Source organism: Rhizobium sp. 05L429, assembly GCF_056397645.1.
This window is the reverse complement of record NZ_JBFTNV010000037.1, coordinates 23,875-41,063: the sequence shown is the minus strand read 5'-3', so window position 1 is coordinate 41,063 and position 17,189 is coordinate 23,875. Positions and strand designations below refer to the sequence as shown.

Here is a 17,189-nt window from a genome sequence, read left to right as displayed (position 1 = left end):
GGGGCGGGCTAGACCCGCCCCGTTCCTGTAGACGTGTCGTGCCGGGGGACACCCCCCGCAAAAGCTTTAGCTATCCAGCGTTTCCTTCACTGCCACCGCCAGCTGCTTCAGCGAAAACGGCTTCGGCAGAAATCCGAACTTGGCCTCCGGCGGGAGGTTGCGGGCGAACGCATCCTCGGCATAGCCGGAAACGAAGATGAACTTCATATCCGGATATTTCTTGCGCAACTCGCGCAGCAGCGAAGGCCCGTCCATTTCCGGCATCACGACGTCGGAGACGACGATGTCGACCTTGCCTTCCAGCTCTTCCATGATTTCGAGGGCTTCGACGCCGGACCCAGCCTCGTGGACCGTATAGCCGCGCGTCTCCAGCATGCGCTTGCCGCCACGGCGCACCGCTTCCTCATCTTCCACGAGCAGGATGACAGCCGAGCCGGTCAGGTCTTCCGGCTGCTGGGGCTGGACCAGTTCGACAATCTGTGCGCCGCCGGCTGCAACTGCCTGATCAGCGGCTTCCCCTTCGGCCGCAACTGCCGGCTCGACGATATGGCGCGGCAGGAAGATGCGGAAGGTCGTGCCTTTGCCGACTTCCGATTCCGGCTGAATATAACCGCCGGACTGCTTGACGATGCCATAGACCATGGCAAGGCCGAGACCGGTGCCTTTGCCCACATCCTTGGTCGTGAAGAACGGCTCGAAGATCTTGTCCATGATCTCGGGCGCAATACCGGTGCCTGTATCGGTCACCTCGATCAGCACCATGTCTTCATGCGGCATGTAGGAATAGTTGAAGGCGGCGACCTCTGCGGCCGGTAGATTGCGGGTCCGCAGCGTCAGCGTGCCTCCATTGGGCATGGCGTCGCGGGCATTGACGCTGAGGTTGATCAGCACCTGCTCGAATTGCGAAAGATCGGTTTTGACCGGCCAGAGATCGCGGCCATATTCCACGTCGAGCTTGACGTTGGTGCCTGAAATCAGCCGGTCGACCAGCATGCGCAGGTCGCCGACGACATCGGTCAGGTTCAACACCGTCGGCCGCATCGTCTGCTTGCGCGAGAAGGCGAGAAGCTGGCGAACCAGCACCGCCGCGCGGTTGGCGTTGCGCTTGATCTCTATCAGGTCGGCGAAGCTCGCATCGGCAGGCCGCGCCTGTAAAAGCAGGTGGTCGGAGGACAGCAGGATTGCTGTCAGCACGTTGTTGAAATCGTGCGCGATGCCGCCGGCGAGCGTGCCGACCGCATTCATCTTCTGCGTCTGCGCCATCTGCGCTTCCAGTGCCTTCTGCTCGGTCACCTCGACGGCATAGACGATGGCCGCCTCCTCGGGCGCCTCGTCGCTCTGGTCGATGACGGCATTCACGTAGAAGCGGAAGAAACGCGCATCGTCCGTCGGCGTGCGGGAATCGATCGGCGCGATATCGCCCTGCCGGTCCTTGGCGGCGGCGAGTGCCGCGGCAAGCTGCGGCCGGTCGCTTTCCTGCACGATCGTTTCCATCAGCGCACCGCGCTCCAGGTCGTCACGCGAGACGATATTGGAGAAGAGCTTCAGGAAGGGCGCATTGGTGCGCAGGATCTTGCCATCGCCATTGACGGAGGCGATCGCCATCGGCGTGTTGTTGAAGAAGCGCGTAAAGCGCATGGCAGCCGCAGAAGCAGATTGTCCGTTCTCGCCGTCCTTGTCGCGCGTCAGCACGATCGTCCGGCTTTCACCGGGCGCCCCGTCGCGCATGGAGGTGACGCGGTGGATGATCTGCACCGGCAGGCTCTGGCCGTTCGTTTTGCGCAGGTCGAGTTCGAGCGTCACGGTCTTCTTGAAGCCCGGCTCGGCCTGCACGGACTGGATCAACGCCAGCCCCTCGCCCGCCACGAGATCGCCGATGTTCATCGAGCCCGGCATGAATTTGGTGAGGTCGAGGCCCAGCCATTCGGCAAGCGTCGCATTCAGATAGAAGATCTCGCCCTTGCGTCCGGCGGAGAAGAAGCCTGCCGGAGCGTGGTCGAGATAATCGATCGCGTTCTGCAATTCCTTGAAGAAGCGCTCCTGATCCTCGCGTTCGGCCGTGATATCGGTGATCTGCCAGATCTGCAGCGGCTTGCCGTCGCCCTCTTCCGGCGTCAAGAGACGAGCTTTCAGGCGGTACCAATGGGCGCCGGCGCTGCTTCCGGGGCCGACGGCACGCAGCAGGCGGAATTCCTCCCGGCCTTCGCGGCCTTCCCGCAGGCCGTTCACCAGCCGGTAGAGCGCCTCGTTCGATTCGCGGTGGCGCGACAGCAACGTCTCCAGCGTCTGCACCTCGGTCGCCTTGCGGGCGCCCGTCAGCGCCCCATAGGCGGCGTTGGCGTAGACGATGCGGCCCTTGTCGTCGGTGATCAGCGATCCATCGGGGTGGCTGTTCAAAAAGGCGCGCGCCAAGCTGTCGGACTGGCGCTGCGGCATCACCTCGATGAAGCCGATGACCGAGGATACCAGGAAGAAGATGCCGACCATGGCGAGCACGCCGAGACAGCCGAGCACCAGCTCGTTGCCGAGCGAATCCTTGAAGAAGACAAAGGCCGCGGCCGCCGCAATCAGCACGATCGCCAGCAGGATGATGCGTATTGCCGTGCCAGAACGCCCCCCACGATCCACAAGCGGCGCGTTATAGTCGTCGACCTGACGCGATTTCGTCATTTATTCCTCGCATGAGCCCTTCCGGCTGCGTGCGTACACCGATACGCAGCAGGAATCAGGCAGTCTATCCCTTCTTATCAACTTGCTGCGCCCTCAAAAACAGCAGGCTTTCATCAGACTGCTTGAATTCACAGGCAAACGCGCCAGTTTGCCCCTGACCCCGTTCTATCAAATAKGTTGCACAACACGAAATCGCGTTCGGCGGCGACTGGACAGACCCGCCAGCTCTTGCCTAAGGAGCGGAAAAGTCGTCTGTTGTGCCATAATGCGAAATGGAGTGAGTGCCTATGTTCGATGATGTTGTAGGAGCTTACGGTAGCCGCTTCCTGCTTGCAGCCGGCGGTGTCGGTATTGCCCTCATCCTGCTCATCGCCATCCTGTGGTTCATGCGCAACCGCGCGCCCTCGCCCTTCGTCCGTGGCGGCCGCAACCGCCAGCCGCGCCTTCAGGTTCTCGATGCCGCCGCTGTCGATGCTCGCCGCCGCCTGGTGCTCGTGCGCCGCGACAATGTCGAACATCTCGTCATGATCGGCGGCCCCACTGATATCGTCATCGAAAGCCGCATCCTGCCGGAACCCGAAGTCGAAACGGCTGCCGAGTTCCGCCCGCAGCCGGTCGAGGAACGCCCAGTCGTCCAGGAGCGGGCCGTCATCCAGCCGCGCCGCGAACCGCAGCAGCCGGTCGCCGCTTCCGTCGCGCCGGCTGTTGCTGCAAGCGCCGAACCCGATTTCGAAACCTATACACCGGCGCCGACACCTGCACCTGTCGTCATCGCTCCCCCAGTCATCGCCCCGCCGGCCGAGCCCATCCGCCAGCGGCCCGAACCCCTGGTCGCTCCGGCCGTTGCCCCGCCCATGTCCGCTCAGCAAATGTCCGCTCAGCAAACGCCGGGCCAGCCGATGTCCAGCCAGCCGGAACGTTCCGCTCCGCAGATGTCGGCTCCGCCCCTCACAGCCGAGCGTGACGGTCTGCAGCGCCCGCCACAGGTTCAGCCGCGCCAGCCCGAACGTCCCGTTCCGCAGCCGATGCCGGATGCGGCCAACGCCGCCGATATCCTCGATGCAGCCCGCCAGCGCGTGCTGCCGCAACAGCGCATCGAACCGGAGGTTTCCACGCCGCCCGTTTCGCGCGGTGCACCGGTCGCAACGGAAGACGGCGGCGCGCAATCGGCCGCCATCCGCCGGGATTTCCAGCGCGTCCTCGATGAGGAAATAACCGGTAATGTCGCCGCAGATCGCGTGGCTCCCGCGCCCAATGCGCAGCAGGCGCGCCCTGCACAGCAGCCCGTCTCCTCTCAGCCTGGATCAATGCCGCGCCGCGACCCCGAAATGGCACCGATCACGGGCGCTGATGCAGCACTTCAAAAGGAAGTTGCCCGCATCTTCGGCGAAATGAGCGTCAACCGAGACAAGTAAAGCCGCGGCCTAGGGGCCCGGAGCGAAGAGCGCCAAAACCAAAAAGGCACCGCGATCGTCTCGCGGTGCCTTTATTCTTTGCCGGTCTTGAAACGATTATTCGTCCCGGTAAACCTTTTCGCGGCGCTCGTGGCGTTCCTGCGCCTCGATCGACAGCGTGGCGATCGGGCGGGCGTCGAGACGCTTGAGGCCGATCGGTTCGCCGGTTTCCTCACAATAGCCGTAGGTGCCATCTTCAATGCGCTGCAGCGCTGCGTCGATCTTGGAGATCAGCTTTCTCTGACGGTCACGGGCGCGAAGTTCGATAGCCCGGTCGGTTTCAGAGGATGCACGGTCTGCGAGGTCAGGATGGTTTGCGCTTTCTTCTGCCAGATGGTCGAGAGTTTCGCGCGCTTCTCTAAGGATGTCGTTTCTCCACGCGACCAGTTTGCCTCTGAAGTAAGCCCGCTGGTTCGTGTTCATGAACTCCTCGTCTTCCGAGGGAGCATAATTGCTAAGATCGATCTTCTCACTCAACGCGATTCTCCTGAAGAACATCTCATCTGGCCGGGTGTATATCCCAAGCGCTAGCCGTGATTCAAGCCAAAATAGACAGGTAAACAGATTTTTAAATCTGTCACAAATTTTAGCTAACAGTCTATTTTCCCATCATTATTCCGAACAACAATTTTTGCTTCGCCTTCAAAATGCCGTGTTGGGACCGTGCTTTTGCGCCGTTGGGAGCCTTCGGACGGTTGACGTTGCCGGATCGCAACCGCTACTGAAAAGGCTCCGTTAGAAGCTGGATTTGCCCATGGCCGCCCTCCTGCCTCCGCCCAACCGGATCTATCTCCTCCGTCATGCCGAAGCCGCGTGGGCCGAGCCCGGACAGCGCGATTTCGACCGCCCGCTGAACCAGAAGGGTTTCGGCGATGCCGAGATCGTCGCCGACCGCGCCGCCGACAAGGGCTACCGTCCGGACGTCCTGATCAGCTCGACCGCGCTTCGCTGCCGTGACACCGCCGAGGCCGTGCATCGCGCCATGGGCGAAACGCTCGACATGCGCTTCGTCGACACGCTCTACAACGCCTCGGTCGATACATATCTCGAAATCATCGATGCGCAGGATGCGGGCACCGTCATGCTCGTCGGCCACAACCCGACCATGGAGCAGGCCCTGCAGGCGCTGATCGGCCAAGAGGCGATGGTCGCCGCGTTGCCGACCGGCTTCCCGACCGCAGGTCTTGCCGTCATCGATCACGATGCGTCGGCCTCTATCTGGCGACTGGTCGATTTCGTTATCGATTAGAGCTTTTCGCGCCGCTTCTTTTTCAGGCAGCGGCCCTTCCCTATATTGCAGGCAGTGCCATCAGGGATTCCGATTTGCCGCCACGCCTGACATCCTTTGCCGACGATGCGCTGATCGCGCTGGACAATCTTGCAGACCGCGCCAGCGGTCTGGTCAATCCGACCATCCGGCTCGGCGTCACCGGACTTTCCCGTTCCGGCAAGACGGTCTTCATCTCCTCGCTGGTCCACAATCTCCTGCACGGTGGCCGCCTGCCGCTGTTCGAAGCGGTGCAGTCCGGTCGTGTTTCGGCTGTGCGTCTGGAGCCGCAGCCCGATGATGCCGTGCCGCGCTTCCAGTACGAGGATCATATCCGCGCGCTGGTGAAGGAGCGCATCTGGCCGGATTCCACCCGCGCGATTTCCGAGCTGCGCATCACGCTCGATTATCAAAGCGCCAGTTCCTGGACGCGCATGTTCTCGCCCGGCCGGCTGTCGATCGATATCGTCGATTATCCCGGCGAATGGCTGCTCGACCTGCCACTGCTCGGCAAGGACTTCCGTACCTTCAGCGAGGAAACGATCGCACTTGCCGCAACCGGCATCCGCGCCGAACTGTCGAGCGACTGGCTGGCCTTGACGAAGGTGACAGACATTACCGCCTCGGCCGATGAAATGGTGGCCCGCGACCTCGCAACCAGCTTTGCCGAGTACCTGAAGGCCTGCAAGGCCGACGAGCGCTCGCTTTCCACCCTGCCGCCCGGCCGCTTCCTGCTGCCTGGAGATCTCGATGGGTCGCCTGCCCTGACCTTCGCCCCGCTTGCCCTGCCCGCGGACGGAAAGCCGGAGCGAGGTTCCCTTTGGGCGATGATGGAGCGGCGCTACGAGGCCTATAAGTCCGTCGTCGTCAAACCCTTCTTCCGGGAGCATTTCGCAAGGCTCGACCGGCAGATCGTGCTGGTCGATGCGCTGCAGGCCATGAACCGCGGGCCTGAAGCCGTGCAGGATCTGGAACGGGCGCTGAMCGATGTGCTCGCCTGCTTCCGCCCCGGCAACAATTCCGTCCTCTCCTCGCTGCTTGGCCGTCGCATCGACCGCGTTCTGGTCGCCGCCACCAAGGCTGACCATCTGCACCACGAAAGCCACGACCGGCTGGATCGCCTGACGCGCCGTCTCGTCGACCGCGCCATCGACCGTATCGGCATGGCCGGCGCCGGCATCGATGTCATGGCGCTAGCCTCCGTGCGCGCCACGCGGGAGGCAACTGTGCGCCGCGACGGCAACGACCTGCCCGTCATCGTCGGAACACCCATCGCAGGCGAAAAGATTGCCGGCGAGATCTTCGACGGCGAGCGCAAGACGGCGATCTTCCCTGGCGATCTTCCGGAAAATCCCGAATCCCTGTTCGAGCGCATCGAGGCAGGCGACGCCTCGGTCGAGCTGCCCGACGTCAATGTCGTGCGCTTCCGCCCGCCGCAGCTCGAGGAAACCGGCGGCGGTATCAAACTCTCCGTGCCGCATATCCGCCTMGACCGCGCCATGCAGTTCCTGTTCGGAGACCGCCTCGCATGAGCAAGCCGCCGATCGACCAGCCCAATCATCCGCGCCGCGCGCCCGCCGCCTTCACCTACGAGGAAGAGAACTCCGCGCCCGAAGCCCCGCGCACGGAACGTCGCAAGCCCGCGAGCTTCACCGGTGAGGTGGTGCTGACGCCTGACGAGGAAGATCCCTTCCTCAATCCGGAACAGGATCTGAGCCCGCTGCCGGTCGCAGCACCACGCAAGCGCCGCACTTCGTTCGCCAGCATCGCCGCCGGCGCTTTCGGCATTCTTCTGTCGCTTGCCTTTGGCCTCTGGACCGATCGGTTGATCCGCGATCTCTTCAGTCGCGCCGACTGGCTGGGTTATACCGCGCTTGCTGTCTTGGCGATCGGCATCCTTGCCGTCATCGCTATCGTCATCCGGGAAACGGCGGGCATGATGCGGCTTGCCGCGGTGCAGATCATCAAGGCCGAAGCCGATGCCGCGATCGTTGAAACCCGGCCAGCGAAGGCTCGCGCGGTTATCGCTCGCCTGACGGGCCTTCTCGGCAACAAGCCCGAGACGGCAAAAGGTCGAGCCACGCTCAAGGAAACCGAGGGCGAGGTCATCGATCCCCCGCACCTGATTGCACTTGCCGAGCGCGAACTGCTCGCCCCGCTGGACCGGCGAGCTCGCGCGCTGATCGTCAACTCTGCAAAGCGCGTCTCGATCGTCACGGCCGTCAGCCCGCGCGCCATCGTCGACCTGCTCTATGTCCTCTATGAATCGGCGCGTCTCATCCGTGCCATGGCCGAGCTCTATGGCGGTCGTCCCGGCACGCTCGGCATGCTGAGATTGATGCGCGATGTTCTCGCCCACCTTGCGGTGACCGGCTCGATTGCCGTCGGCGACAGCCTCGTGCAGCAGGTGCTGGGCCACGGGCTTGCCTCGAAGCTCTCGGCCCGACTCGGCGAAGGCGTCATCAACGGGCTGATGACGGCGCGCATCGGCATTGCCGCCATGGATCTCTGCCGTCCGCTGACGTTCCGGGCGTTGAAACGGCCGGGAATCGGCGATTTCATCGGTGACCTGACGCCCTCGATGACCGCGCGCAATGGTAATTCCTAAGCAAGACGCCAGATTTTGACATATTCATGCCTTTTTGCTTTGGACGCAAAAAATTCAAGCGGATTCAATGTGCTAAAGGCGCGACCTCAGAATCCTTGCCTTGCGAAAGCCCCTGTATTCCCACGCATTTCGGCGCCTCGGAAAGAAAGCATTAACCATTCTCCGGCAAAACTTCGTGCCAGTTCCCGAGTGGTGTTTGCCAAGGAAAATCCATGTACTCGCGCAAGTTTCTTTTTGTATGCGGCCTGGCCGCCGCGGCATTGTCTCCGGTGGCAGACGTCACGTCCAATGCCTCTGCGGCGACCCGCGACAAGGCCTTCTTCGAATCCGTCTCCGGTACCTGGAAGGGTCCGGGCGAAATCGTCGCCGGCAAGTACAAGGGCACGAAATTCACGTGCAATCTTGTCGGATCGCCGGCCGATGATTCCCCCGCCGGCATCAAGCTCGACGGTACCTGCCGCGTCGGCGTCTTCAAGCAGCCGATGAGCGCCGTCATCTCGCAGTCCGGTTCCACCTACAAGGGCAAGTTCCTGGACGGCGCTGAAGGCAAGGGCCTCGATATCGTCTCCGGCGCCGTCACCAACGACACCGTCGTCGTCGGCATCAATCGCTCAAAGCTGAACGGCGCGATGATTGCCCGCGTTCGCGACGACAAGACCATGAACGTCACCGTTTCGGTCAAGGTCGAAAGCCAGATGATCCCTGTCATCGGCTTGACCCTGACCCGCCAGGTCGATGAAATGGCTGTCGGCTCGATCGAGTGAAGAAATTGCCATAAGTCTCTGATTATGAACAAGTTTTCATGAGGCGGCGGTTTTCCGCCGCTTTTGMGTTTCAGGCGTGGGGAACCATGAGCATCGTCCCAGGTTGTGTGCGAACGAACAACGTGGAGATCGATCGTGCCCCTCAAAGCCGTTGCCCTCAATGCCACCCTGAAATCGAGCGGCGGTGAGCCCTCCTCAACCGACCGGATGCTGTCGCTCATTGCCGAGGCAATGCGCAAGGAAGACGTCGAGACCGAAACGATCCGCCTCGCCGATCACAACATCCTGCCCGGTGTCACCTCCGATGAGGGACCGGGCGATGCGTGGCCCGATATTCGCAAGACGATCCTCGACGCCGATATCCTCATCCTCGGCACGCCCATCTGGATGGGCCAGCCCTGCAGTGTCGCAAAGCGCGCCTTGGAACGCATGGATGCATTTCTGGAAGAAAAAGATGAGCAAGGCCGCATGATCTCTTACGGACGGGTCGCGGCCGTCGCCGTTGTTGGCAATGAGGACGGTGCCCATCATGTCTCGGCGGAACTCTATCAGGCGCTGAACGATGTCGGCTTCACTATCCCCGCCAATGCTGTGGCTTACTGGGTGGGCGAAGCCATGGGCAGCACCAATTTCGTCGATCTCGACGAYGTGCCTGAAGTGGTCACGACGACGGTCGACACGCTGGCGCGCAACACGGTTCATCTGGCCGGGCTGCTCAAGGAGAAGCAGTATCCAGGCGAGGACGATAGCGGTAGCTGAATATTGGATCCGCCAAAAACACATGCGGCCGACAACATCCGAAGACATGAAAAAAGCCCGCTTTTGCGGGCTAATTTCGATTGTTTCAAAGGTTATCGGCTGTTTTTGTTGATCTGTTCGCCAGCCTTGACGTGATGTTCGTGTGAACGGCCTTGGTTTGCCACGATAGATTCTCCTTGAGGGATTTTGAGACAGCTTGACTGCCGTCTCGATAAAAGAACCTCCCGGCCCTTCATGGTCCTCACCTTAATATTTCGTGATTGCGTTGGGATCATTTCCGGCAGTGAGCAGTTCTACGACGGAGAAAAGGAGAATGTGATGAAGGCGCTCACTTGGCACGGCAAGCATGACATACGCTGCGAAAGCGTTCCCGATCCCGAGATCGAGGATGGCCGCGACGCGATTATCAAGGTCACGGCCTGTGCGATCTGCGGCTCCGATCTTCACCTCTTCAACGGCGTCATGCCCGACATGCACAGCGGCGATATCATGGGCCATGAGACGATGGGTGAGGTCGTCGCACTCGGCAAGGACAATAGCAATCTCAAGATCGGCGACCGCGTCGTCGTTCCCTTCACCATTTCCTGCGGCGAATGCTTCTTCTGCAAACGAGGCTTCTTTTCGGGCTGCGAACGCTCCAATCCCGATCCCGCCAAGGTCACAAAGATGTGGGGGAATTCCCCGGCCGGTCTGTTCGGCTATACGCATCTGCTTGGCGGCTATAGCGGAGGACAGGCGGAATATCTGCGCGTACCCTATGCCGATGTCGGCCCGATCAAGGTTCCGGACGGGCTGACGGACGAGCAGGTTCTCTTCCTGTCAGACATTTTCCCCACGGGCTATATGGCAGCGGATTTCTGCAACATCCAGCCGGGCGATACGATTGCCGTCTGGGGCTGCGGCCCGGTTGGTCAGATGGCGATCAAATCTGCTTTCATCCTCGGCGCCGAACGCGTCATCGCCGTCGATACCGTGCCGGAGCGGATGGCGCTTGCGCAGGCCTCCGGCGCCATCACCCTCGATTTCCACGATGAAGATATCTACGACAGGATCATGGAGCTGACGCAGGGACGCGGCGCCGACGCCTGCATCGATGCGGTCGGAACCGAGGCCGATGCCTCGGCAAGCTGGGATTCCCGCCTCGACCGCATCAAGGTGGCCACCTTCATGGGCACGGATAGGCCCCATGTCCTCCGTCAGGCGATCTATTGCTGCCGCAACTTCGGCACGGTCTCCATCGTCGGCGTCTATGGCGGCTTGCTTGACAAGATCCCGATGGGCTCGGCGATCAACCGCGGCCTGACTTTCAAGATGGCCCAGACACCGGTGCAGCGCTACCTGCCGCTGCTGATGGAGCGCATCCAGAAGGGCGAGATCGACCCGTCCTTCATCATCACCCACCGCGCATCGCTGGAGGATGGCCCTGACCTCTATAAGACCTTCCGCGACAAGCAGGACGGCTGCATCAAGGTTGTCCTCAAGCCATAAGGAGAAGCGACATGGCTGATATTGCTTCGATAAAGGCTTTCGCCGTCGTTACAGGGGCGTCCACCGGCATCGGTTTTGAACTTGCCAAATGCGCGGCGCTGGATGGCTCTGATGTCATCATCGCGCCGCCGTCACTCCCGCCGGGATCTTGGCCCATCAACATGCTAAAATGCCGGCCGGGCTCGCGTGTAAAGTGAGGCGTTTCCATCGCCAAGCAAGCAACGGAGATCAATGACATGAACGAGACCAACAAGGGTACGGAAACCAGGAGCCTGCGGATCGCCAAGGAATATCTGCGTCTCGGCGGACACCGCCGCTCCAAGATCGACGACAACATCACCACTGTACGCCAGTGGGAGAAGGATCCGCCCGAGGCCGAACGCTTCTGGCAAGAACAGGTGCAGTCGCTTTCTGCAACTGACCGCAAGCAGGTCGAGGATTTTCTGCCCAGCATCAATTCGCCCTGAATGCTTGAAGCTGCAGATTCCATGCCCGACAACTGGATCCATCTCTGCATCGATATGCAGAGGATGTTCGCGGAGCAGACGCCCTGGCATGTGCCATGGATGGCGACGGCGTCGCCACAGATCGTTGAACTCTCGGGACGGTATGCAGAGCGAACGGTTTTCACACGTTTCGTTCCCCCGCCGAACGCTGATGCCATGCCCGGCATGTGGAGGAACTATTACGAAAAATGGCCAATGATGACCGGCGAACAATTGCCGTCGGAACTTATGGATACCGTGGCCGATCTGAGGCCCTTCGCACCGCCTGCCCGCTTCTTCGACAAGCGAACTTATTCTCCCTGGATCGACGGGCGGCTACATGAAACCCTTGCGCGGGAAAAGGTCGAAGCCATCGCCATTACCGGCGGCGAGACCGATATTTGCGTGCTCGCCGCAGCCCTTGGCGCAATCGATCTCGGCTATCGCGTCATTCTGTTGAAAGACGCCGTTTGCAGCAGCGCGGACGAAACCCATGACGCTACCCTCGAATTGCTGGGCGGCCGCTTTTCGGTGCAGGTGGAGATTACCGACACAGATGCATTCCTCTCCGGTCTCTGACCTGCCTCTATCCCTTCTCACTCCTTCGGAATGATGCTGATGTTGCCGCTCACTTCGAGAATTGCAAACCGGATATCTTTGACACTTGCGATGCCCTGCTGTGTTCTTGCGGCCTGCATCACATCGTCTCTCTGAAGTCTCGAACCCTTGAGGGCAGCCTCGTCATAAACGCCGTTGGTAACGAGGACGGTTGGAGCGCCGTCGATCAGTCTGGCCGTCCGGCGCGACCAGCGCTTCAGGTAGGAAAGCGCGATGTCGGTCGTAAACAGCGTCAGGATCAGCAGTACGGAATTGGTGATCGAGAAATCGTCGCCCAGCATGGCCTGCTGTGTCGTTTCCGAAATCACCAGCACGATGACGAGATCGAAGGGTGTCATCTGCGCCAGCGTGCGCCGGCCCGACAGCCTGATAATCACCAGCAGGGTGAAATAGATAGCGACACCGCGAATGACTGCGTCCATTGGCACCTCAAGGCAAGATGAGGACCGAACGTTCGATGACGTCCTGGTCTATACCGATGTGGAAGGAATGCAGCCCCGGCTTCTGTGTATGAAGCCTCAGGATCACCTGGCTCGTCGCGCCAGGATCGGCGGGAAAGACATAGCCGATACGGCMGTTCTCGTAGTCTGCCGCTTTCTGCGGCGGGTCGATGCCTTCGACGGAGAAGATCGTCAGAAAGTCTGGATCGACAACGAGCCTGCGGTCCGAAGCCGACGGCGAAAAAAAGACGCGCAGTTCGTCGGGCGCATTCCAACGCGTGATGATCGGAAGCTCGAGGCTGCCGCCGGCAAGCTTCAATTCCTGCTGGGAGAGAAGCCCGCCGCGCCCAAGCGCTCCGAAAAGCGCGGCAACGAGAATGGCGGCAAAACCAAGCCACGCCCAACGCTGTGCACGCCAGACGCGCTGCTGGAAGCGAGTATGATCCTCGATACCTTCGGGAAGGCTGCTGCTCGTTTTCGGCATGTCAGTACCTGAACGAGCAGCCTTTCCGGCTGCTGTTGAATTGCCTCATGATGCCTCCGGCTCAGTCGCCATTCTGAGTTAGCGCGGCCGGTGCAGTCGGCAAGACGTTATGAACACAAGGAAAAGCTCCGGGCTTGCGGGCAGTTCAGGTCCAGCAGCTTGCGCTCAATAGCCCCTTCAAGTCTTGCGCCACCAGTCGCGGCTCTCGTCGGCGATCTCGATCCCCGCGATGTCGGCGCCGGCTAGCCAATCAGCAACCGTCCTCCCCCCGACCACCAGTTCGGGCGCGATATCCGCAAGCGGCATCAGCACGAAGCCCCGCTCCGTCATTCGTGGATGCGGCAGTTCCAACCGCGGCGCATCCTGCTCCACGCCTTCATAGGTCAGCACATCAATATCGAGCGTGCGTGGCCCCCAGCGCTCGATGCGCTCGCGCTTCATGTCCCGCTCGATCGAGAGGCAGAGATCGAGCAGTGCTTCCGGAGCAAGGCGTGTTTCCACCGCCGCGCAGGAGTTGAAGAAATAGGACTGGTCCGTCTTGCCCCAGGGCGGCGTGCGGTAAAGCCGCGAGACGGCGGCCACCCGGCAGTCCGCGTTGGCGTCCAGTACCGCAAGTGCTGACGCCATGGACTTGACCGGATCTCCGATATTGCCGCCGAGGCCGAGCGTTGCGAGACGGAATGGATTATCGGGCACGATGCTCAACTGTCACCTGCACGAAATCGAGCACGCCGGGGATCGGCGCATTCGGCTTGCGCACGGTGATCTTGGCCCTGATGATCTGCGGGAACTTCTTGCTGAGCCCCTTGGCGATATCGAGCGCCAGCGCCTCGATCAGGTAGCGCCGCTGGCCGACGACGATCCCCTCGATGATGGTGAAGGCGGTGCCGTAATGAACGGTCTCGTGTATGGAGTCGCTTTCGAGCGCGCTGCCCGCCTCCACCTCCAGCTCGGCATCCACGAAAAAGCGCTGGCCGAGGAACTCCTCCTCGTCATGCACGCCGTGGCGGGCGAAAAAGGCGCAGTTCTGCATCAGGATCGTATAGGTGCTCATGACGGCCTCCCCTAAAGCATGTCGTGCAAAAGTGTATAGCGGTTTGCGATGACGACATGCGAAACAAAGACTTAAAGCATGTCACGTAAAAGCGCGTAGCGGTCTTGCGATATCGACATGCGGAAACAAAGACTTAAAGCGTGGCAAGCGGATCTGAAGCATCGCGACACGCTTTGGAAGCGTCGTTCCGGGCGGCCAGCATAGCATCGGCCACGGCAAGCGCATCCCTGTTGATTGCGACATTGTGTACCCGGAAAACTGCCGCGCCTTGAATCCGCAGCAGCGCGCTAGTCGCGGCCGTCGCCGCATCGCGCTCCGCCGGTTCGCGGCCGGTGACCGCGCCGAGGAAGCGCTTGCGCGAGGTGCCGGCAAGAAGCGGCAGGCCGAAGCGGTGCAGTTCTTCGAAACGCGCCATCAGTTCCAGATTTTCACGCGGCGTCTCCTTGGCAAAGCCGAAGCCCGGATCGAGCACGATACGGTCACGCAGGACGCCGGCGGCAGAGGCGATCTCCAGCGAGCGATCGAGAAAGAAGACCTGGTCCTCGATGATATCGGCAAGCTTCTGCCGGTCGCGGCCGGTATGCATGATGCAGAGCCCTGCCCCGGTCTCGGCCGACAGCGCGGCAATGGCCGGCTCCTTCTGCAGGCCGAAGACGTCGTTGACGATATGGGCGCCGGCACCGATGGCAAGCCGCGCCGTTTCCTCGCGATAGGTATCGATGGAAATCAGTGCTTCAGTACGGCGGCTGAGCGCCTCGATGACGGGCAGGACACGCGCCTGCTCCTCCGCCGGACTGACGGAAGCCGCATCCGGTCGCGTCGACTCGCCGCCGATGTCGAGGATCTCGGCGCCGTCTGCGATTGCCTGCAGCGCGTGCTCGACGGCCCTGTCGACCGTCTGGTAACGCCCGCCGTCGGAGAAGGAATCCGGCGTCACGTTGACGATCGCCATGATCACCGAGCGTTTGTGAAGCTCGATCTCGCGATCATGGGCCACACGCCAGAAACTGCTATCGAGCTGCTTCACCAGTCTAATCCCGTCGCTAGCCAAAAAAGCCGCTATCCGATATTGCTCTTGCGGTGGCTATGCCCCAAGCTCCGCCAAACTTCAACACAGGTTCAGTTCAGAATGCCGCTTGCGTTGCGTTATATGCGCCTTCCCATCGCCCTTTCCATGATTGCCTTTTTGCTCTGCGGCCCCGCGGCTGCCGAAGTCGTTGCAACGAAAAGCTATTCCTATTTCAACATCAAGGGAAAGACGGCCGACGAGCTGGACGATGAACTGAGCCGCCGCGGCCCGACGGCGAACGGCTCTTCCGCCCGCCATCCCGGTGCTACCAAGATCCGCTTCGGCGGTGAGGCAACCTATATCCAGGAAAATGGCCGCTGCCGCGTCGGCAACGTCAAGGTCACCGTCCACACACAGATCATCATGCCGCGTTGGGCCAACCGCAAAGGCGCAAGCCGCGAGCTGTCGATGATCTGGGATGCGCTGTCGAGCGATATCAGGCGCCACGAGGAGCGCCATGCCGAGATCGCCCGAACCCAGGCGCGCGCCATGGAGCGCGAACTCAAGGCACTGCCTTGGCAGCGCAATTGCGAGGCGATGCAGGAACTCGTTTCGGAGAAGTCGGCTCGCGGAATAGAGGAGCATGACAAGCTGCAGGCCCGATTCGATCGCGTCGAGGCGGTCAATTTTCAGAATCGCATGCTGAGATTGCTCAACAACAGACTCAAGGGCAAAGGCGGCGAAAGATAAGCCCCTTTTGCCCTTAACACGAGCCGAGATCGTTAGCTGCACAATGAAACTTGTGCGAAACTTGTGCGCTTCCCAGCCTTTTATCGATCATTTTTCATTCTGGTGGACTCAACCGGAACGCGGTAATATGACTATATTCGAAAGTGCAGTAAGGCAGCTGGCTTTCGTGATTGTGTTCTCCTGGCGCGTTCCGAAGCCGCGGGTGTTCCTCCCTCATCCGTAGGTAATGCGCCCGCCTCGCCTCGCTCGCCTCTGGCGTGCGAGGCTTTCTTTTTGGCAAGAGCCCGACTTTTTCAGGAATATGAGAGTTTTTAAGCCTGCCGTTCCGGCACGTGCACGGTGAGGCCGTCATAGGCAGCCTTCATCCTGATCTGACAGGAAAGGCGTGAGGTCGGACGCACGTCAAAGGCGAAGTCCCGCATGTCCTCTTCCATCGCTTCCGGCGGACCGACAACCTCGGTCCACTGTTCGTCGACATAGACGTGACAGGTCGCACAGGCGCAGGCGCCGCCGCATTCGGCCTCGATGCCGGGAACGGAATTGCGGACAGCATTCTCCATCACGGTGGAACCTTGATCGACATCGAGATCGAAGCGCGTTCCGTCAAAGGCGACGATGGTAAGTTTGGGCATCAGGATTATTTCCGGTCTTTGTAGCAGGTGGGCGGATTTTTCTTCCGACAATTCGGCGCATCAGTCAACATTGCCGGATCGCCCGAGCCTCGCAGATTGGCCAGGACTGCGCCATTCTCTATGCGTCATGGGGGAAGTCGCAAAAAGACCCGCCGTTCCCTAATGGAACAGCGGGCCTAGGTTAGCCCCTACCTGCCCTGCCTTATCCGCGGCAGAGTTTCAGAATGAAATTTTCGGCGTCGACAATGGCCGCACCCAACGCAGCCATGGCGGTCGCGTCGCCATTGTTCTCTTCCACGGCTTCCGCAGACTGCGAAACCCGGAAGGCGCCGACGGAGCTTGCTGCACCCTTCAGGCGGTGTGCCGCTGCGCCCACCTTGGTTGCCTCGCCGCTTGCAATGTCCTGCAGGCAGGCGCGCGCCTGGCGCGCAAACATCTGGAGAACTTCGATTTCCACCGTCTTGTCGCCCATCGTCTGGCGCGCAAGATGGACAAGGTCGATCGGCCTGATCTTGGAGGGCGAAGGGCCCTTGGAATTATCAGGTGCTTCGAACGCAATACTCACTGCTGCCATTTGCCAATTCTCCGGTCTTATATCGCCCGCGGTTGCATCTGTTGTGCGGTCGGAGAATGGCGATCACGTTAAATTCCGGCGCATTCAGGGCGAAAATCTAACCGTATGGTTAACGTCCCTTAAATATCGCTAA

General features: G+C 60.9%; 18 protein-coding genes and 2 pseudogenes. 11 read left to right on the top strand and 9 right to left on the bottom strand.

Annotated elements, in window-relative coordinates:
• Positions 1-66: 66 nt before the first annotated feature.
• Positions 67-2,670 (bottom strand): cell cycle histidine kinase CckA, encoded by a 2,604-nt coding sequence (gene cckA / locus AC1DNW_RS29395; protein WP_113310685.1) that lies wholly within the window; start codon positions 2,668-2,670, stop codon positions 67-69.
• A 287-nt stretch (positions 2,671-2,957) separates the two neighbouring features.
• Here cckA and AC1DNW_RS29390 point away from each other — a divergent pair, with 287 nt between their 5' ends.
• Entirely contained in the window at positions 2,958-4,085 is a 1,128-nt protein-coding gene (locus AC1DNW_RS29390) for a flagellar biosynthetic protein FliO (RefSeq protein ID WP_477855238.1), read from the top strand.
• Positions 4,086-4,181: 96 nt separating this feature from the next.
• On the opposite strand, the gene dksA is transcribed toward AC1DNW_RS29390, so the two are convergent.
• Positions 4,182-4,601: an RNA polymerase-binding protein DksA gene (gene dksA / locus AC1DNW_RS29385; RefSeq protein WP_113299470.1), complete on the bottom strand. Its 420-nt coding sequence runs from the start codon at positions 4,599-4,601 to the stop codon at positions 4,182-4,184.
• Positions 4,602-4,878: 277 nt separating this feature from the next.
• Between dksA and AC1DNW_RS29380 the strand changes: the two genes are divergently transcribed.
• The 9 genes and pseudogenes from AC1DNW_RS29380 (at position 4,879) to AC1DNW_RS29340 (ending at position 12,074) form a co-directional block, all read left to right on the top strand.
• Complete coding sequence (locus AC1DNW_RS29380) at positions 4,879-5,373, top strand: SixA phosphatase family protein (RefSeq protein ID WP_113299471.1); 495 nt, start codon at positions 4,879-4,881, stop codon at positions 5,371-5,373.
• Positions 5,374-5,447: 74 nt separating this feature from the next.
• Positions 5,448-6,923 (top strand): YcjX family GTP-binding protein, encoded by a 1,476-nt coding sequence (locus tag AC1DNW_RS29375; RefSeq protein ID WP_477855237.1) that lies wholly within the window; start codon positions 5,448-5,450, stop codon positions 6,921-6,923.
• Positions 6,920-7,999, top strand: coding sequence for a TIGR01620 family protein (locus tag AC1DNW_RS29370; RefSeq protein WP_113310688.1), 1,080 nt, complete (start codon positions 6,920-6,922; stop codon positions 7,997-7,999). The genes AC1DNW_RS29375 and AC1DNW_RS29370 overlap by 4 nt, the downstream gene beginning before the upstream one ends.
• A gap of 212 nt (positions 8,000-8,211) precedes the next feature.
• The gene (locus AC1DNW_RS29365) at positions 8,212-8,763 is read left to right on the top strand and encodes a hypothetical protein (RefSeq protein WP_113299474.1); all 552 of its coding nucleotides are present in this window, start codon (positions 8,212-8,214) and stop codon (positions 8,761-8,763) included.
• A gap of 135 nt (positions 8,764-8,898) precedes the next feature.
• Entirely contained in the window at positions 8,899-9,522 is a 624-nt protein-coding gene (locus AC1DNW_RS29360) for a flavodoxin family protein (protein WP_113310689.1), read from the top strand.
• A gap of 318 nt (positions 9,523-9,840) precedes the next feature.
• Positions 9,841-11,010, top strand: coding sequence for a zinc-dependent alcohol dehydrogenase (locus tag AC1DNW_RS29355; protein ID WP_477855236.1), 1,170 nt, complete (start codon positions 9,841-9,843; stop codon positions 11,008-11,010).
• Between the two features lie 11 nt (positions 11,011-11,021).
• Positions 11,022-11,135: pseudogene (locus AC1DNW_RS29350) on the top strand (SDR family NAD(P)-dependent oxidoreductase); the annotation flags it as partial.
• Positions 11,136-11,261: 126 nt separating this feature from the next.
• A pseudogene (locus AC1DNW_RS29345) lies at positions 11,262-11,477 on the top strand (hypothetical protein); the annotation flags it as partial.
• A gap of 21 nt (positions 11,478-11,498) precedes the next feature.
• Complete coding sequence (locus AC1DNW_RS29340) at positions 11,499-12,074, top strand: cysteine hydrolase family protein (protein WP_113312279.1); 576 nt, start codon at positions 11,499-11,501, stop codon at positions 12,072-12,074.
• 17 nt (positions 12,075-12,091) lie between these two features.
• Here the strand turns inward: AC1DNW_RS29340 and AC1DNW_RS29335 are convergent, their stop codons facing one another.
• The 5 genes from AC1DNW_RS29335 to folP all read right to left on the bottom strand — a co-directional run bounded on the left by AC1DNW_RS29335 (position 12,092) and on the right by folP (position 15,118).
• The gene (locus tag AC1DNW_RS29335; RefSeq protein WP_113301133.1) at positions 12,092-12,535 is read right to left on the bottom strand and encodes a DUF421 domain-containing protein; all 444 of its coding nucleotides are present in this window, start codon (positions 12,533-12,535) and stop codon (positions 12,092-12,094) included.
• 7 nt (positions 12,536-12,542) lie between these two features.
• The gene (locus AC1DNW_RS29330) at positions 12,543-13,037 is read right to left on the bottom strand and encodes a hypothetical protein (RefSeq protein ID WP_477855235.1); all 495 of its coding nucleotides are present in this window, start codon (positions 13,035-13,037) and stop codon (positions 12,543-12,545) included.
• A gap of 177 nt (positions 13,038-13,214) precedes the next feature.
• Positions 13,215-13,742, bottom strand: a complete 528-nt coding sequence (gene folK / locus AC1DNW_RS29325) for a 2-amino-4-hydroxy-6-hydroxymethyldihydropteridine diphosphokinase (RefSeq protein ID WP_477855234.1) — start codon at positions 13,740-13,742, stop codon at positions 13,215-13,217.
• On the bottom strand, positions 13,723-14,091 hold the full coding sequence (folB, locus tag AC1DNW_RS29320) for a dihydroneopterin aldolase (RefSeq protein WP_113301130.1): 369 nt from the start codon (positions 14,089-14,091) through the stop codon (positions 13,723-13,725). Before folB ends, folK begins: the two co-directional genes overlap by 20 nt.
• 133 nt (positions 14,092-14,224) lie before the next feature.
• Entirely contained in the window at positions 14,225-15,118 is an 894-nt protein-coding gene (gene folP, locus AC1DNW_RS29315) for a dihydropteroate synthase (RefSeq protein ID WP_113312277.1), read from the bottom strand.
• Between the two features lie 102 nt (positions 15,119-15,220).
• Here folP and AC1DNW_RS29310 point away from each other — a divergent pair, with 102 nt between their 5' ends.
• Positions 15,221-15,850, top strand: a complete 630-nt coding sequence (locus AC1DNW_RS29310) for a DUF922 domain-containing protein (RefSeq protein WP_113301128.1) — start codon at positions 15,221-15,223, stop codon at positions 15,848-15,850.
• 311 nt (positions 15,851-16,161) lie between these two features.
• Here the strand turns inward: AC1DNW_RS29310 and AC1DNW_RS29305 are convergent, their stop codons facing one another.
• Both AC1DNW_RS29305 and AC1DNW_RS29300 read right to left on the bottom strand, forming a co-directional pair.
• Entirely contained in the window at positions 16,162-16,482 is a 321-nt protein-coding gene (locus AC1DNW_RS29305) for a 2Fe-2S iron-sulfur cluster-binding protein (RefSeq protein WP_477855233.1), read from the bottom strand.
• Positions 16,483-16,684: 202 nt separating this feature from the next.
• Positions 16,685-17,056 (bottom strand): Hpt domain-containing protein, encoded by a 372-nt coding sequence (locus tag AC1DNW_RS29300; RefSeq protein ID WP_113301127.1) that lies wholly within the window; start codon positions 17,054-17,056, stop codon positions 16,685-16,687.
• Positions 17,057-17,189 lie beyond the last annotated feature (133 nt).

Excerpts from the sequence above, each read along its gene's own strand:
- cckA (WP_113310685.1), bottom strand. The coding sequence starts at position 2,670 with ATGACGAAATCGCGTCAGGTCGACGACTATAACGCGCCGCTTGTGGAT.
- AC1DNW_RS29390 (WP_477855238.1), top strand. The coding sequence starts at position 2,958 with ATGTTCGATGATGTTGTAGGAGCTTACGGTAGCCGCTTCCTGCTTGCA.
- AC1DNW_RS29380 (WP_113299471.1), top strand. The coding sequence starts at position 4,879 with ATGGCCGCCCTCCTGCCTCCGCCCAACCGGATCTATCTCCTCCGTCAT.
- AC1DNW_RS29370 (WP_113310688.1), top strand. The coding sequence starts at position 6,920 with ATGAGCAAGCCGCCGATCGACCAGCCCAATCATCCGCGCCGCGCGCCC.
- AC1DNW_RS29365 (WP_113299474.1), top strand. The coding sequence starts at position 8,212 with ATGTACTCGCGCAAGTTTCTTTTTGTATGCGGCCTGGCCGCCGCGGCA.
- AC1DNW_RS29355 (WP_477855236.1), top strand. The coding sequence starts at position 9,841 with ATGAAGGCGCTCACTTGGCACGGCAAGCATGACATACGCTGCGAAAGC.
- AC1DNW_RS29340 (WP_113312279.1), top strand. The coding sequence starts at position 11,499 with ATGCCCGACAACTGGATCCATCTCTGCATCGATATGCAGAGGATGTTC.
- AC1DNW_RS29335 (WP_113301133.1), bottom strand. The coding sequence starts at position 12,535 with ATGGACGCAGTCATTCGCGGTGTCGCTATCTATTTCACCCTGCTGGTG.
- folB (WP_113301130.1), bottom strand. The coding sequence starts at position 14,091 with ATGAGCACCTATACGATCCTGATGCAGAACTGCGCCTTTTTCGCCCGC.
- AC1DNW_RS29310 (WP_113301128.1), top strand. The coding sequence starts at position 15,221 with ATGCCGCTTGCGTTGCGTTATATGCGCCTTCCCATCGCCCTTTCCATG.
- AC1DNW_RS29305 (WP_477855233.1), bottom strand. The coding sequence starts at position 16,482 with ATGCCCAAACTTACCATCGTCGCCTTTGACGGAACGCGCTTCGATCTC.
- AC1DNW_RS29300 (WP_113301127.1), bottom strand. The coding sequence starts at position 17,056 with ATGGCAGCAGTGAGTATTGCGTTCGAAGCACCTGATAATTCCAAGGGC.